The 15,102-nt window shown below is 66.4% G+C and carries 14 protein-coding genes and 2 pseudogenes; 8 read left to right on the forward strand and 8 right to left on the reverse strand.

The window, feature by feature from the left end; all coding sequences use genetic code 11:
* Positions 1 to 121: 121 nt before the first annotated feature.
* Positions 122 to 337, forward strand: coding sequence for a hypothetical protein (locus QM806_RS19605; RefSeq protein ID WP_169694558.1), 216 nt, complete (start codon positions 122 to 124; stop codon positions 335 to 337).
* Positions 334 to 626: pseudogene (locus tag QM806_RS19610) on the forward strand (WhiB family transcriptional regulator); the annotation flags it as partial. The gene QM806_RS19605 and the pseudogene QM806_RS19610, both read left to right, overlap by 4 nt.
* 149 nt (positions 627 to 775) lie before the next feature.
* Here QM806_RS19610 and QM806_RS41715 read toward each other — a convergent pair.
* Positions 776 to 1,607: pseudogene (locus QM806_RS41715) on the reverse strand (IS256 family transposase); the annotation flags it as partial.
* A gap of 461 nt (positions 1,608 to 2,068) precedes the next feature.
* Here QM806_RS41715 and QM806_RS19620 point away from each other — a divergent pair.
* Positions 2,069 to 2,494, forward strand: a complete 426-nt coding sequence (locus tag QM806_RS19620) for a hypothetical protein (RefSeq protein WP_283292521.1) — start codon at positions 2,069 to 2,071, stop codon at positions 2,492 to 2,494.
* A 59-nt stretch (positions 2,495 to 2,553) separates the two neighbouring features.
* Here the strand turns inward: QM806_RS19620 and QM806_RS19625 are convergent, their stop codons facing one another.
* The 5 genes from QM806_RS19625 to ald all read right to left on the reverse strand — a co-directional run bounded on the left by QM806_RS19625 (position 2,554) and on the right by ald (position 8,347).
* Complete coding sequence (locus QM806_RS19625; protein ID WP_169694562.1) at positions 2,554 to 3,099, reverse strand: DUF2716 domain-containing protein; 546 nt, start codon at positions 3,097 to 3,099, stop codon at positions 2,554 to 2,556.
* A gap of 616 nt (positions 3,100 to 3,715) precedes the next feature.
* Complete coding sequence (locus QM806_RS19630; RefSeq protein WP_210460787.1) at positions 3,716 to 4,306, reverse strand: dihydrofolate reductase family protein; 591 nt, start codon at positions 4,304 to 4,306, stop codon at positions 3,716 to 3,718.
* A 104-nt stretch (positions 4,307 to 4,410) separates the two neighbouring features.
* Positions 4,411 to 5,514 (reverse strand): hypothetical protein, encoded by a 1,104-nt coding sequence (locus tag QM806_RS19635; RefSeq protein WP_246860013.1) that lies wholly within the window; start codon positions 5,512 to 5,514, stop codon positions 4,411 to 4,413.
* Positions 5,515 to 5,652: 138 nt separating this feature from the next.
* The gene (pdxR, locus tag QM806_RS19640) at positions 5,653 to 7,122 is read right to left on the reverse strand and encodes a MocR-like pyridoxine biosynthesis transcription factor PdxR (protein ID WP_210460788.1); all 1,470 of its coding nucleotides are present in this window, start codon (positions 7,120 to 7,122) and stop codon (positions 5,653 to 5,655) included.
* A gap of 103 nt (positions 7,123 to 7,225) precedes the next feature.
* Positions 7,226 to 8,347, reverse strand: coding sequence for an alanine dehydrogenase (ald, locus tag QM806_RS19645; RefSeq protein WP_005561841.1), 1,122 nt, complete (start codon positions 8,345 to 8,347; stop codon positions 7,226 to 7,228).
* 220 nt (positions 8,348 to 8,567) lie between these two features.
* On the opposite strand from ald, the gene QM806_RS19650 reads away from it, so the two are divergent.
* From QM806_RS19650 to QM806_RS19660, 3 genes are all read left to right on the forward strand, one after another.
* Positions 8,568 to 9,938 (forward strand): aspartate aminotransferase family protein, encoded by a 1,371-nt coding sequence (locus QM806_RS19650; RefSeq protein ID WP_210460789.1) that lies wholly within the window; start codon positions 8,568 to 8,570, stop codon positions 9,936 to 9,938.
* 89 nt (positions 9,939 to 10,027) lie between these two features.
* Positions 10,028 to 11,056: a phosphotransacetylase gene (locus tag QM806_RS19655; protein WP_054246483.1), complete on the forward strand. Its 1,029-nt coding sequence runs from the start codon at positions 10,028 to 10,030 to the stop codon at positions 11,054 to 11,056.
* A gap of 49 nt (positions 11,057 to 11,105) precedes the next feature.
* Positions 11,106 to 11,837 (forward strand): sulfite exporter TauE/SafE family protein, encoded by a 732-nt coding sequence (locus tag QM806_RS19660; RefSeq protein ID WP_005561843.1) that lies wholly within the window; start codon positions 11,106 to 11,108, stop codon positions 11,835 to 11,837.
* Positions 11,838 to 11,844: 7 nt separating this feature from the next.
* Here the strand turns inward: QM806_RS19660 and QM806_RS19665 are convergent, their stop codons facing one another.
* Positions 11,845 to 12,750, reverse strand: coding sequence for a LysR family transcriptional regulator (locus tag QM806_RS19665; RefSeq protein ID WP_005249219.1), 906 nt, complete (start codon positions 12,748 to 12,750; stop codon positions 11,845 to 11,847).
* A 101-nt stretch (positions 12,751 to 12,851) separates the two neighbouring features.
* Here QM806_RS19665 and QM806_RS19670 point away from each other — a divergent pair, with 101 nt between their 5' ends.
* A complete protein-coding gene (locus tag QM806_RS19670; RefSeq protein ID WP_005561845.1) occupies positions 12,852 to 13,904 on the forward strand; it encodes a YeiH family protein in 1,053 nt (350 codons plus the stop codon).
* A gap of 30 nt (positions 13,905 to 13,934) precedes the next feature.
* Here the strand turns inward: QM806_RS19670 and map are convergent, their stop codons facing one another.
* Entirely contained in the window at positions 13,935 to 14,723 is a 789-nt protein-coding gene (gene map / locus QM806_RS19675) for a type I methionyl aminopeptidase (protein WP_054246482.1), read from the reverse strand.
* Positions 14,724 to 14,819: 96 nt separating this feature from the next.
* Between map and QM806_RS19680 the strand changes: the two genes are divergently transcribed.
* Positions 14,820 to 15,086, forward strand: a complete 267-nt coding sequence (locus QM806_RS19680; RefSeq protein WP_005254325.1) for a helix-turn-helix domain-containing protein — start codon at positions 14,820 to 14,822, stop codon at positions 15,084 to 15,086.
* Positions 15,087 to 15,102 lie beyond the last annotated feature (16 nt).

Raw genomic sequence — 15,102 nt, forward strand, 5'->3', positions numbered from 1 at the left:
CAGCGGTGCTCGATACCGCCGCTGCTCGCGGAACGGTCACTGCTGCATTACGCCGACCCCCCCAGTCCCCGGAGGAGCACCCCAGCGATTGCCCCCTCAACCACAGCGACGGAGATTGCTCATGACCCAAACCCCACCACCCTGGCGTCCCGCCGCGGCCACTGCCCATGCCCTGAGCACCGAGGCCATCAAATCCCACCTCGCGACCATGTTCGCCGAAGACGACACCCCACCGATCGCCGACGCGGGCACATCAGGCAGGAATCCCCAGGACCGGGCAGCTCGCCGCCGAGCCCACCACCGCACCACCCGACACCGGCCCACGACAGAACCATGACCGCACCCGACGGCACCGACAAACCCCACACGGCCGAACAGGACTGGCAGCACCGCGGATCCTGCCGCGGCGCCGACACCTCGATGTTCTTCTCCCCCGACGGCGAACGCGGACACGCCCGCGCGCGCCGCGAACGAGAGGCGAAACAGCTCTGCGAACAATGCCCGGTGCTGACCGAATGCCGAGACCACGCCCTCACCGTCGGCGACCCTACGGCATCTGGGGTGGGATGTCCGAAACCGACCGCACTCGACACCTGCGCCGCGCCCGGACGCACCACCGCCCCCAGACCCCGAACCTCGACCGGAGCACCACACCCATCGACAGGAACGGGCCGCCCCATAACCACCGCCTACTGGATCCGGGGGCCGGACCGGCCGTCGGCCCCGGACCTCACGCCGCGGACAGAATCGTGTCGCCCGAGAGCCGGTTAACCGATCGGGGATTGTTACTCCAGATCTGTCGCCAGATCTGCTTCGGGAAGCCGGTGAACGCGAGCAGAATGCGTCCGGCACCTCTGCCAGGCGGCCCCGGGCAGGGTGGCGCCGATCGCCGACACGAGGCCGGCGTGGGCGTCGGAGGTCACCAACCGCACCCCGGACAGACCGCGGGTAACCAGCGACCGGAAGAACGCCAACCAACCGGCACCGTCCTCGGCGGAGGTCACCTCCAATCCCAGGATTTCCCGGTAACCCTCGGCGTTCACCCCGACCGCGACCAACGCGTGCACGTTGACCACGCGGCCGTTCTCGCGGACCTTGAGGACGAGGGCGTCGGCGGCGACGAACGTGTATTGGCCGGCGTCGAGCGGGCGGCTGCGGAATGCTTCGACCTGGTGTCGAGGTCCTTGGCCATGACGCTGACCTGCGACTTGGACAGGCTGGTGATGCCGAGGGAGTCGACGAGTTTCTCCATCCGTCGGGTCGAGACCCGAGTAGGTAGCAGGTGGCCACCACCGACGTCAGGGCCCGCTCGGCACGCTTGCGGCGCTGCAGCAACCAATCCGGGAAGTACGAGCCCTGACGCAGCTTCGGGACGCCACGTCGAGAGTCCCGGCGCGGGTGTCGAAGTCGCGGTGCCGATAGCCGTTCCGGCTGTTGACCCGGTCCTCGGAGCGTTCACCAAAACCAGCGCCGCACAGGCTGTCGGCCTCGGCACCCATCAGTGCGTCGATGAACGTGGACAGCAGGCTCCGCAGCAGGTCGGGGCTGGCGTCGGTGAGGCGGTCGGTCAGGAACTGGAACAGGTCGATATCGTGAGCACTGGTCATCGCGTGGTCCTTCATCGAGTGACTTTGGTCGGTCTCTCGAAGAGTCACGCGATGGCCGCCTTCATTGGGCTACGACACGCCGGTCAGATCCGAATCCGGTTCATACACCATCTTCACGGACGCAACCCGTATCACCGCCCCCAGGGACCTAGCACCGGCGCGTTCAGCACGTCGCTCACAATCACCTTCGACGACGATGCTGACCACAAGGCTCACCGGATTCCGCCGGGGGTTTCACCTGAGGAGTACTTCCGCCCAGAACCCCCTGGCAGCAGTTGAGAGAACCGATCAGCGATTGTTGACCGGCGAGGGTCGATGGTGGTCACACTGGAAATATGCGAATCGTCGGCCAGCTGACCCCGGATGAGTTCTGGCGCCGTGTCGAGTCAGGCGAGGAGCAGGTCCGTGCTGGGGCAGGCTCCCTACCTCCCTATGGGTTGGACGGATGGGACGGACCGATCATGATCGGCGATTGGGAGTGGCAAGGCAAGAAGTTGATTCTGGCCGGTCTTGCTCATGGCACTCCGGACACAAACAGTGCGGTGGAGGTCGTGACCACCGTGCACGATCCACGACGTCAGGCCGTCAGAAGCATGGAACGAGCGATCGGCCTGACGCCCATCGACGCGGATTACGCGAGGCGACACCGCGCGATCCAAGATGTCCCCGGCAGTGAAATCCAAATTCGTGTCAATGGTCGTTCCACTGCCTTCACGACCTGGGGAGGACGAGAACGCTGGTGGGCCGCCGGCACCGTCGACGGCCGCGGAGTCGTTCTCGAAGGCCGTCGACATCCGTTGGAACAGGTTGACCTCGTTCGAGTCGACGATGTCGAGCCGTACCTTGCCGGTCGGCGAGAGTACATCCGGGAATGCAGAGGAGAGTGACAGCGGCACGGCGCTAGGTGAACGGTCGCCGATAGTGAACCCGATCGAGCACAGTCCAGTTATCCGTTTCGGTCGTACAGCCGGCGATTGACACGCTTGCGCGGAAGCCACGTCGCCAAGGTGCGACCAAGAGTGTTGACGAGTCGTTCACCAAACACGCACAGCGTGGGCTCCCAGGGATGGCCGAAAGTGCCGGCCGAGAAGTCTTCTCGCAGGAAAATGTAGTAGTCGCCGTTCGGATAGACGGACACACGCCACTCTGAGTCCTCAGCAGCGCAGTGCTCCGCAGTGTCGAACCAGTACCCGGGATGTTGCCAGTCGAGAACGACAAACCGCGGATCGTCGGCGAACTCGGCAACGAAGCACCGCAGCGCCTCGGCGTTGACCGCATCGAACCGCGCCCGCCAGGAACCCCTGGTGCCGGCGGTGTTGATGAGATCGAAGGTCACTGAAGGCGTCGGCTCGGCGATCGCAGGCCATGACTCGGGTTTCATGCCTGGTCGAAACCCGAACCTTTCCTCGAACTCCGTCCAATAACGATCACGGTCGGGTAGGTCGGTCCACGCCGGAGGCAAGGGAGAACCGAAGTCGCGGGTGTATCGCATCCGAGCAGGACCTCCTTCGCTCCTGGACCTGACGATGCCACACCCTTCTCTGCCAGGAAAAACGAATATCGGAATCCAAATGGCGAACGTTGATCGGGGCATGTACGCCGAACCCGTGCCGCTCAGCTTGATCCCGTAAGCGGATCCTCATCCGGATCCCTCCAGATTCCATCCCCGCTTCTCAGCCGCGGGAGTCGACGGAACAGGTCGACCGACCGCCTGAACCACGAAAGCAACTTCCACTCAGGAGTAGTACGGGGGTTCGGTGTCGGGATCATCTACAACGACGTCGACACGCGAGTCGGACATAAGCCGATCGATCGCGTCTTAGGCGACGCCGATCGACGCGAAATGAGGATCGACGTCGCAGGCCACGCACCACGCGTGCTCGGATGGCCACACGAACGCGGGGGGAGGTGTGTCACCAAGGTCCCCCAGGTCATCCGGGTCGTCGGCGGTGGGGGTCGGGCAAGATACGACGGAAACCGGCAACCGGTGATCTCGAGTTGAAGTTGCCGTGAGGTGATGGGGCGGATCGGCGTCGGCTGCCCGACCAGGGACAGCGATGCGCAAACGCATCCGGAGGCCCGATCTTGTGTCACCGTTCGCAGTCCGCTCAGATCGGTCGACGGCGCACCCGATAGCGCAGGTGAAGCACCCGGTTGCCCTGAATCACCACGCCAGGATCCTCCAACAGGTGCTGCGCGTGGACCGACCCGAAGTAGCGCTTACCGGACCCGAACACAACGGGTACGACGTCCATGCGCACCTCGTCGACCAGGCCTACGGCAAGCACCTGGCCACCGACGTCGCCAGCGGCGACCTCGACGATGCGGTCACCCGCAAGCTCCTGCGCCCTGGCCACGGCTGCCTCGACGCCGTCGACGAAGTGGAACGGCGTCTCGGGGTCCCAGCCCTCGGGCTCCGGCCGGTGCGTCACGACGACCACGTGGTCGATCCCGCTCGGAGGCCTTCCGTCCCAGCCGTCCGTCATGTCGAAGACGTGGCGGCCGACGAGTGTCGCCCCGATCTGGTCCCAGTACGGCCGGGTGTAGTCGTAGGACGTCTGCGACACCTTAATCTCGCCGCTCTCGTCCAACGGGACGTCACCGCTGGACAACCAGTCGAACAGCGGTCCGGGCTGGTCATTCTCGTCCGCGATGAAGCCGTCCACCGACACCGAGCTGTACATGACCACCTTGCCCACGGGGCTCTCCTCTGCTGTGGGGTGCCCCAAATTTAGCGTGTCGCGTGCCGATTCCCGCCGGCATCGCGTTCGCGGATCCGCTTGCGGCTCAGGGACAGCAGTCGTCAGCGGTGCGTTTCGTCGACCCAGGAAGGATGTCTTCCACTGGTGTCGCCCGCCCAGGTCCGGGAATCGTCACTGTCGAGGTTGACGGTGTCGGTGAGCCAGTAGGTGTCGTCGGGCGCCCATCCCGCGATGACACTCGCGCTGTCGGCGTCGACGGCGATCGCGGTGCCCGCCGCGGCGAGGTATCCCGCCACGGTGAGGTGTACGCCCTCATACAGTTCGGAGAGCCGCGGCCAGTCGGGAACGACCCATCGTCCAGATCGTCCGGTGGTGCGGTACCAATCGTGTCGTTTCTGCGCGGTGACCTCGACGGGAAACTTTCTGCACAGTTCTGCCCACGCCTGCGCACCGTCGACCTCGTACACGCGAGCGCCGGCGGGGATGTTCATTCGTCGTGTGATGGCGCGCTCCCATCCCATGCTGTCCTCGACGAACCACAAACCGGCCGGGGTCCCGTCGAACAGCCGCCGGGACGAACACCGTGTGGGTGGAGTCGACCACCACCAGCCGGACCAGTTCGCCGACGGATCCGCCGGACGATCGCGTTCTGCTCGCACTTCCTCCGCGGCAGTCCGGTCACGGTAGTCACGCAACAATTCTGCGGTCGTCGAGTCAACGGGATCCATGCCGTCCTCACTCCAGCCCACCGACCACTGATCGGCCGCAACGGGCGTCGTCCACCACTGCGCATGCGGGGATCGTGCGATGTGCTCGGCGACCCGTCGAAGCTCACGCCGCACCGGCTCGGTGTCGACGAGGATGTCTTCACCGTCCGGGTCCTGCCAGTAGCGCGCCGCGTCCACCGCGTCGGCGAGGGCCGAACGGAGTGCAACCGCTGTCACCTCGGGCAACGGTACTTGGGACAGGCGGTGCGCCACATCGTCTGCAGTGAGGACGGTCCGCCGAGCCTCTTCAGCGCCGGGCCCGAACAGCACGCGTGCGCCTTCTCGACCGGACTCGAGGTGATACGACGCCAGAAATACGGCGTGATCGAACGAGTCACTGCGGAACTCGGGTTGCAGAGTTCGTTCGGCGTCCCTGGCGTAGGCGAGCAGCATCCGACGCCCGCGGGGGCCGGCCAACAAGGTTTCTGCTGTAGTCATGTGCTGACCACCCTAGAATCCCCGAGCCGACGCGCCTCCAATATGTTCTGACCGCGGGCCGTGGGCCACTGCGGCTGCGAGGAAGCCGGCCGAACGTCTGGGCGGCAGGATGCGCGCAGGCGCGGGTGTTATCGGGGTCTACCTGCCAAAGCGGAAACTCGCCTGGCACGCCTGGCCGAGAAGGGCGATGCCTTCTTCGATGGAGCGCAGTGGGATCGCGCCGTAGCCGATGCGGAAGTGGTTGCGGGGCGGGACCGGTTGCGTGAAGAAGATGTCGCCCCGTTCGATGAGCACACCGCGGGCTTCCGCCTCGCGCACGAGCACCCGGCAGTCGAGGTTCTCCGGGCCGGTCATCCACAAGCTGACGCCACCGGGCGGATAGGGTTCCTGCGGCCACGGGAGATATTTGTCGACGGCCGCACACAGACGCTCCCATTTGTGTTTCATCTGGGTGCGGTGATGGCGCAGCGCGCGGTGGTACTCCCCGCTGTCGATGAGCATGGCCAGGGCCCGTTGCTGGTGACCCGGGGGATGACGGAGCACGTACCGTCGGGCCTTCCGCAGTTCGCGCACCAGCTCCGCAGGTCCGACGAGGTAGCCCAGACGCAGACCGGGGGCCAGGAACTTCGAGAACGTACCGAGGTACACGGCGTCGCCGCTCGAGTCGAGCGCCTTGAGCGCCGGGCTGGGGCTGCCGTGGTAGCGGAACTCGCTGTCGTAGTCGTCCTCCACGATCACGGTGCCGGACTCCGCGGCGAGCTGCAACAGACGCTGACGACGGTCGATGCCGAGCGTCGCGTTGGTCGGATGGTGATGGCTCGGTGTCAGATACATCAGGTCCGTGCCGCGGAGAGTCTCCGGCGGGCGCAGGCCGCGATCGTCGACGTCGATGCCGTACACCTGGGCGCCCGTGCGCAGGAAGATGTGTCGCGCATCGAGATAGCCGGGGTTTTCGATGGCAACCCGATCCTCGGGTCCGAGCAGCACCCGGCCGACGAGATCCAGGCCCTGCTGGGAACCGACCGTCACCAGAACTTCGTCCGCACTCGCCTCGATGCCGCGCGAGGGCAGCAGATGCTGGCGGATCATGTCGATCAGCATCGGGTCGTCCGCACCGACGCTGTCCTGGAGGCTCGCGTAGGCGTGGGGTTGGTATAGCGCGTCGCGGAGACAGCGCACCCACGCGCGGGCGGGGAAGCTGCGGATGTCGATCTGCCCGGCCAGGAACGGGTACGGGTAGCTGTGCCAGTCGACGTTCTTCTCGATGTGCGGGACGTCGGCGTCGGGGTAGCGCCGGATGCGGGACGACCAGTCGATGCGCGGGATGGTCGCGCGGGCGTCCGTTGCGAGCGTCTCGATCATGTCGGGATTCACGAACATGCCCGAGCGCTGGTGGCTTTGAACGAGTCCCTCGGCGATCAGTTCCTGATACGCCAGGTTGATCGTGTTCCGGGAGATCGCGAGATCGACGGCGAGTTCACGCGAACTCGGAAGGCGGTGTCGTGGATCGAACAGCCCGTTGGCGATGCCGTGCTCGATCGCCCGTCGAACCTGGCGGTAGAGCGGTTCGGCGGAATTGCGGTCGACCTCGATCAGTGTTCTCGGCACGCATCGCCTCCTGTGGATCCAAGAGTGGCCAGAGGTAGGCCGACCCGGCACGCCGAGCAGTTCTCGAACGAGCACTTCTCAGTATGCCGGGCCGGCGGCGAAATCAAACCAGGTTGAGCGCGTCGTCGACGCTGACCGACTCGATCCCGAGTGCCTCACCGACGGCATCGTTCGTCAGGCGCCCGGCGACGGTGCTGACACCGGCGCGGAGTGCGGCATTCTCCCTGGCCGCGCGGGCGAGGCCCTTCTCGGCGATCTGCAGGGTGTACGGCAAGGTCACGTTGGTGAGTGCGTACGTCGACGTGTGGGGCACCGCTCCCGGCATGTTCGCCACGCAGTAGAACACCGAGTCGTGAACCTTGAACGTGGGCTCCGCGTGGGTGGTGGGACGCGAATCCTCGAAGCAACCGCCCTGGTCGATCGCGATGTCGACGAGGACGCTGCCCGGCTTCATCCGTGAGACCAGCGAGTTCGAGATGATCTTCGGTGCCTTGGCGCCCGGGACGAGCACGGCACCGATGACGAGGTCGGCCTGCATGACTTCCTGCTCGATCGAGTAGGAGTTCGCGGCGAGGGTGCGGATCCGGCCCTGGTACATCCGGTCGGCAGCGCGCAACTTGTCGACGTTCTTGTCGAACAGGACGACGTCGGCCCAGGTGCCTGCGGCGACGGCGACGGCGTTCATGCCCGATACACCCGCACCGATCACGACGACGCGAGCCGGCAACACACCGGACACGCCGCCGATCAGTACGCCGCGGCCACCCTCCGGTCGCATGAGTGCCTGCGCACCGACGAGCGGTGCGAGCCGGCCGGCGACCTCACTCATCGGGAACAGCAGGGGCAGCGAACCGTCGGGAAGCTGAACGGTCTCGTACGCAACGGAATTGGTACCGGCGGCGAGCAGTGCCCGGGTGCACTCTTCACCCGCAGCGAGGTGCAGGTAGGTGAACAACGTGAGGTCCGAACGCATCCGGTGGTATTCCTCGGCGATGGGCTCCTTGACCTTGAGCAGCAGTTCCGCGCTCTGCCACACCGCATCGGCGGAGTCGAGGATCTTCGCGCCGGCGGCACCGTAGGCGTCGTCACCGATCGACGAGCCTTCCCCCGCACCGCGTTCCACGAACACGTCGTGCCCGTGGGCGACCATTTCGTGGACACCGGCGGGAGTGGCCGCCACCCGGTACTCGTGGTTCTTGACTTCCTTGGGGATACCGATCCTCATCTGAGACCTCCGTTAGCTGGGGCTGTTCGCCGCTCCGACCACATGTCGTGGTGCCCGAGCGATACCGAAGTCTGGATCACTCTGGCATGGGACCAGAAGGACCAGTTGAGCGCCGTCTACGGGGACCAGACTGGACCCATCGAATACCGCTCTTCTGGCCCTGACCTGCGGTCTGCCCCGTCGGTATGTTGTGGATCACAGCCATTCGACAACGAAGGAGATGGTCGTGGACGTCACCGAATTGCGAGCACGGGCCCGCCGGCACCTCGGACCTCATTTCACCCGCAAGGACACCTGGGAAAGCGACTTCCCGGTGTTCGTTCGTGGCGAGGGAAGCTATCTGATCGACACCGAGGGGGACCGTTTCCTCGACGGTCTGGCAGGCCTGTTCTGCGTGAACATCGGTCACGGCCGCGACGACATCGCCAAGGCGGCGAGCGAGCAGATCGGGACGCTGGCGTACGCCTCCAACTGGGGCAGCGCCCACATTCCCGCGATCGAGGCGTCCGCGCTCATCGCCGACCTGGCGCCCGGTGATCTCGGGACGACCTTCTTCGTCAACTCGGGTTCCGAGGCCGTGGAGACGGCCGTCAAATTCGCCCGGCAGTACCACCGCAGCCAGGGCAACCCGCAGCGCACCAAGATCATCAGCCGCGAGATGGCGTATCACGGAACCACTCTCGGCGCCCTCTCGGTGACACAGCTGCCCAAGATCAAAGATCCGTTCGGACCGCTGCTGCCCGGGGTCCGCTCCGTACCCAACACCCTCGGTTACCTCGGCGACTGCGGCCCGGCGAACGAGCTCGACTGCATCGCCGCGATCGAAGCCGTCATCGAGGAAGAGGGCGCCGAGACCATCGCCGCCGTGTTCGCCGAGCCGGTTCAGAACGGGCGCGGCGCCCTGGTTCCGCCGGACGGGTACTGGCCTGCGCTGCGCGCGCTGTGCGACAAGCACGGGATCCTGCTGGTCTCCGACGAGGTGATCTGCTCGTTCGGCCGCCTCGGACACTGGTTCGGGCACGGGCTCACCGGTGTGGTGCCCGACATGATCACGTTCGCGAAAGGTTCCACGTCCGGATACGCCCCGCTCGGCGGCCTGATCGTGCGTGAGCAGCTGGTTCGCGAGCTCTACGACTCGCCCAAGGGCGGCGTGTTCACACACGGCGCGACGTGGGGCGGACACCCGGTGTCGACGGCGGTGGCGGTCGCGAACATCACCGCGATGCGCGACGAGAACGTGCTGGGCAACGTCACCGCGCGCGGCCCGAAGTTGAAGTCGGCACTCGACTCGCTGATGAGCTCGCACCGCTGCGTCAAGGACGTGCGCGGCACCGGATTCTTCTACGCGATCGAATTGATGGCCGACAGCGACAGCGGTCGCGAGTTCACCGAGCAGGAGTCGCTGACGGTGTTGCGCAAGGTACTGCCGGAGGCGTTCGCCCGCACCAAGGTGATTCTCCGCGGCGACGACCGTGGTGCCACGATGCTGATGATCTCGCCGCCCCTCGTGGCCGACGACGAGGTGCTCTCGGAACTGCTCCACGGCATCGACAGCATGCTCACCGACATCGAAAAGGCAATCCAGCCGTAGGGAACGATACGTTCCCCGAGTTCCAGCGGGTGGCGGTCGTCGAGATCGACGACCGCCACCCTTCTTCGTAGTGATGGGAGAGCGAGGCCATGGCCCCGGGCGTCACCGCTGTACCACCCACCGACGCTGCACGACTGAATGATTCGTCGCTGATCGACCACTGGATCGCCACGCTGCGTGGGGAGAATCGCGTCGTCGGTCTCGCGGACGGAGAAGACGAACGCGCGATCCGTGCCGCCCACCATCTGCACCACAAATGTGTCGTTTCCCCGCGGCTGTTCGGGCGGCGGGACGTCATCCGGCGCATCGCCGAGGCCGCGGATATCCCCCTGGCCGAGGAACTCGTCGTCGACCTCGCCGAGGCGGCTGCCGACCCCGCGATCCGCGACGCCGTCGAATCGGGATTCGCCAAATACCCCGACCGGATCGAGTCGGCGCTGTCCGACCCGGTGTGCCTCGCCGCGGCGGCACTGCGCGCCGGAGTGGTCGACGCCTGCGTCGCGGGCGCGAGCAGGCCGACGTCCGACGTGCTGCGGGCCGGGCTGCGCATCGTCGGTCTCGCGCCGGGTTCGAGCATCCTGTCGAGCTCGTTTCTGATGTTGCTGTCGGACGGCAGGCAGTTGACGTTCTCCGACTGCGCCGTCGTACCCGACCCCACGGTCGAGGAACTGGTCGACATCGCGCTGGCTGCCAGCGCCACCCACTTCCAGCTCACCGAGCAGACTCCGATCGCGGCGATGCTGTCGTTCAGCACCCAGGGCAGCGCCAGCCACCCGCGAGTGGCGAAGGTCCGCGAGGCCGCGGACCTGGTGCGCGTCCGGGACCCGCAATTGCATGTGGACGGTGACCTGCAATTCGATGCCGCGCTGGTCGCCGAGATCGGCGCGTCCAAGGCGCCCGGTTCGCGGGTCGCCGGCCGGGCCAATGTGCTGGTTTTCCCCAATCTCGATGCCGGCAACATCGGGTACAAAATTGCCCAGCGGCTCGGGGGTGCAATAGCCTTGGGTCCCATCCTGCAAGGCTTGGCCGCACCGTGGAACGACCTGTCCCGAGGATGCACCGGCAGCGACATCGAACTGATGGCTCTGGTGAGCGCAGTCCAATCCCTGGCCACCTGAACTTCACACCTGCACGGGAACGTGCCGCCGGATCGAGAAGGGAGTCGCGATGACGATGCTCCTCATCGGTGCCCTGTGCATCGGCATCGCGTCCGTCATCGGCGGCGCCACCGGGTTCGGGACGGCACTGATCGCGACACCGGTGATGCTGATGGTCGGATTCGCCGTTCCCGAAGTGGTATTCGTCAATCTGGTGGCGGGCCTGATCACGCGGATCGGCGCCGCGTACCAGTTGCGAGAACACATCACGTGGGGACGGGTGGCGCTGCTCGGTGGTGGCAGTCTGCCCGGCGCCTGGCTGGGCGCGGTCACCCTCGGTCTGCTGCCGGAGCAGTATCTGAAGCCCGCAGCGGGAGTTGTGGTGATGCTGTGCGGGCTCGCGATGGCGTTCCCCAACCGGGCGGAAGTCACGCGTGCGCCGTCCACGACTGCGCACCTCCTCACCGGTTCCGTGGGTGGCTACCTCGGAACGACGACATCGCTCAACGGACCGCCACCGGTCCTGTTGTTGATGCGCGCGCGGTTGCCACCGATGGCTTTCATCGCCGATCTCGCAGGCTATTTCATCGTCGCGAACGTCATGGCTCTCGCTGTCCTGTGGTTCCACGACGAGATCACGGAGTCGATGTTCTGGCCGCGCCTCCCGGTGTTCGTCATCGCCGCGCTGATCGGCAACGTCACCGGGCTGGCGATCGCCCGCCGACTTCCGCCGGGGGTGTTTCGTTCCGCGGTCATCGTGCTGGTGATCGCGGCCGGTGCGGCGACCTGCCTTCTCGGATGACGGCCGCTCAGGGCTCGGCACCGACCCGTCGGACCAGACGCACCAGTTCTCCCGCGGGACCGTCGAGCTGACGCGCGCCCCGCCACACGGCGCGCAGCACCCTGTCGAGCTCGAGGCCGTCGACGTCGATCACCTTCAGTTCTCCGGCGCCGACCTGCTCCGCCACCGCGAGGGTACTCATCACCGCGGGGCCGACTCCGGCCAGCACGCTGGTGCGAATTGCGGCGGCGCTGCCCAGCTCGAGAAGTGGTGCCGCCCGGTCGTATTCCTGTAATGCCACGTCGAGGGTGGTTCGCGTGCCGGATCCCGGCTCGCGGACCAGGAGCGGTGTCAGCGCCAATTCGGCGACGGTCAGCGCCTTCCGTCGCCGGGCCCACGGGTGGGTGGGATGAACGACGACGACCAAGCGGTCACGCGCCACCGTGAGACTCTTCAACGGTCGCGGCACCGTCGGCGATTCGACGAACCCGACGTCGCAGATCCTGCTGTTGATCCGCTCGAACACCTGAGTCGAGTTGTGCACCTGCAGGTGAATGGTCACGTCGGAGTGCAAGCGGCGAAACTGCCCCAGCCATCCCGGCATCAGGTGTTCCGCGACCGTCATGCTCGCACCCACCGTCAACTCGGCGGCGCGTTCCGCACGCAGTCCCTCGGCCACGTCGAGCAGCCGGCGCGTATCGGAGAGCACCCGGCGCGCCCAGTGCGCGATCACGGTTCCCTGCGGTGTCAGTATCGAGCCCGTCGGGCTGCGCTGCAGCAGCGTCATGCCGAACTGACGCTCGAGTTGCTTGATGGCGCGACTGGCATTCGGCTGCGCCATTCCGGCGAGTCTGGCGGCAGCACTGAGGCTTCCGTGGTCGTCGACGCCGACGAGCAACTCGAGAACGGGGAACTCGGGCCATCTGCGGGACATGCATCGAGTATATGACCCTGGCGCAAGACATATCACGCTGATATGTGTTCATGTCGAGATGACGGCTACCGGAGACGGCCGCGGTGACGGACCGTGGATCCATGAGTAGTCAACTGAGCGAGAAGTCCGAGGAACAGCGCGTCGAGAGCCCGGCAACGCTGCCGCGACTGCAGACCGCCACGGCCACTCTCCTGCCGGGTCTGGCGCTGTGCGCCGTCGCCACCGCCGTCGCCATGGGTGTCGGCCGGTTCCTTCCGACGGTGAGCCCGCTGCTCATCGCCATCGTGCTCGGCGCCGTGCTGTCGAACGTCGTGCACCTGCCCGAACGCCTGCGCCCCGGCCTGCAGTTCTCCGCCAAGAAGCTGCTGCGGGTGGGGATTGCCCTCCTCGGACTCCAGTTGATGCTGAGCGACATCCTCGGACTGGGCTGGGGCGTCATCGTCGTGGTGGTGTCGATCGTCTGTCTCGGCATCGTGGGAACGATGTTCGCGGGCAAGCTGCTCGGCCTCAGCTGGACTCAGCGGCTGCTCATCGCCTGCGGATTCTCGATCTGCGGCGCGGCCGCGGTGGCGGCGGTGGACGGTGTCGTGGACGCCGACGAGGAAGAGGTGATCACCGCGGTCGCGCTCGTCGTCATCTTCGGCACGCTCATGATCCCCGCGATCCCACTGCTGTCGCGGGCGCTGGGACTCTCCGACACCGACGCCGGCCTGTGGGCGGGCGGATCCATCCACGAGGTCGCCCAGGTGGTCGCCGCGGGCGGCGCCATCGGTGGTGCCGCATTGGGCGTGGCCGCGGTGGTCAAACTCGCCCGCGTCCTCATGCTCGCCCCGGTCATGGCCGTCCTCAGCGTGCGCCAGCGCAGGCTCGCCGGCACCGACGCCGACGTGAAGCGGCCGCCGCTCGTCCCGCTCTTCGTCCTCGCCTTCCTCGCCTGCGTCGGCCTGCGGTCGTCCGGCCTGCTGCCCACGGGCCTGCTCGCCGAGGCCAAGATCGTGCAGACCGCCCTCCTCACCGCCGCGATGTTCGCCCTCGGCGCCGGCGTTCAGATCGCCACGATCAAGAAGGTCGGCGCACGACCCTTCGTGCTCGCAGGCATCTCCACCGTCTGGGTCGCGTCGATCGCCCTGGTCGGTGTCCTGCTCGCGGGGTGATACCGCTACCAACCTCCGGGGGCCTGACAATCACAGTGCAGTTGCAGCGACCTGTTCCCGGCGCGTCAACACGAGCGGCGCGCCGTCGGTGATCGCGATGGTGTGTTCACTGTGCGAGGTGCGCGATCCATCCGCCGAGCGGATGGTCCACCCGTCGGGGTCGTAGACGATCTTGTCCGTGCCGGCGGCGAACCACGGTTCGAGGGCGAGGGTCAGCCCCGGGCGCAGTGTGAGTCCTCGGCCTGCGCGTCCTGTGTTCGATACGTGCGGATCTTCGTGCATGGTCCGCCCGAGCCCGTGACCACCGAACTCGGTGTTGACCGGGTACCCGTACTCGGCGGCGACCGCGCCGATCGCCGCAGACACATCGCCCAGCCGGCTGCCGGGTAACGCGGCGGCGATTCCGGCTGTCAGGGCCTTTTCGGTGGCTTCGATGAGGCGCGCGTCCTCGGGTCGTGGATTGCCGACGATGACGCTGCGGGCACAATCGGCGACCCACCCGTCGATGGACACTGCGATGTCCATGCTCAGCAGGTCCCCGTCCTGCAGCACGTAGTCGTGCGGCAGGCCGTGTAGTACCGCGTCGTTGACCGACAGGCAGATGACGTTGCGGAACGGTCCGCGCCCGAATGACGGCGCATAGTCCCAGTAGCACGACGTGGCGCCGCGCTGGGCGATCAACTGGCGGGCTCGGTCTTCGAGCTCGAGCAGATTCACGCCCGGTTCGGCGCGGTGTTCGAGATCGTCGAGCAACTCGGCGATGAATGTGCCGGTGACGTCCATCGCAGCGACCTCGCGGGGTGTTTTCAGTTCCAGCACCAACTACTCCTCTTCGTACGTACAAACTCGGTATTAAAATACCACTCTAGACCGCGGGCTGGGATTTTCATACCGCTGCAGGGTTAGACTGCTCGCATGGTGCGTCTCCCTCTGACCCCGGAACAGCTGGCCGCAGGCAAGCGCCTCGGTCATCAGCTACGGCAGGCGCGGGGTGATCGCACCCTCGCCGAGGTCGCGCAGGAGGCCGGGATCTCTCCGGAGACTCTTCGGAAGATCGAGACCGGGCGGATGGCGACACCCGCATTCACGACTGTCGCGGCCCTCGCCCGGGTGCTTCCCCTGTCGCTCGACGAGCTCGCCGACATCTGCCTTGCCCACACCGGCCTCAGGCAAACCGGGTAACAATTTTCCAGCTCGA

The sequence above is a fragment of the Rhodococcus sp. IEGM 1351 genome (assembly GCF_030056875.1).
GTDB classification, from domain to species: domain Bacteria; phylum Actinomycetota; class Actinomycetes; order Mycobacteriales; family Mycobacteriaceae; genus Rhodococcus_F; species Rhodococcus_F opacus.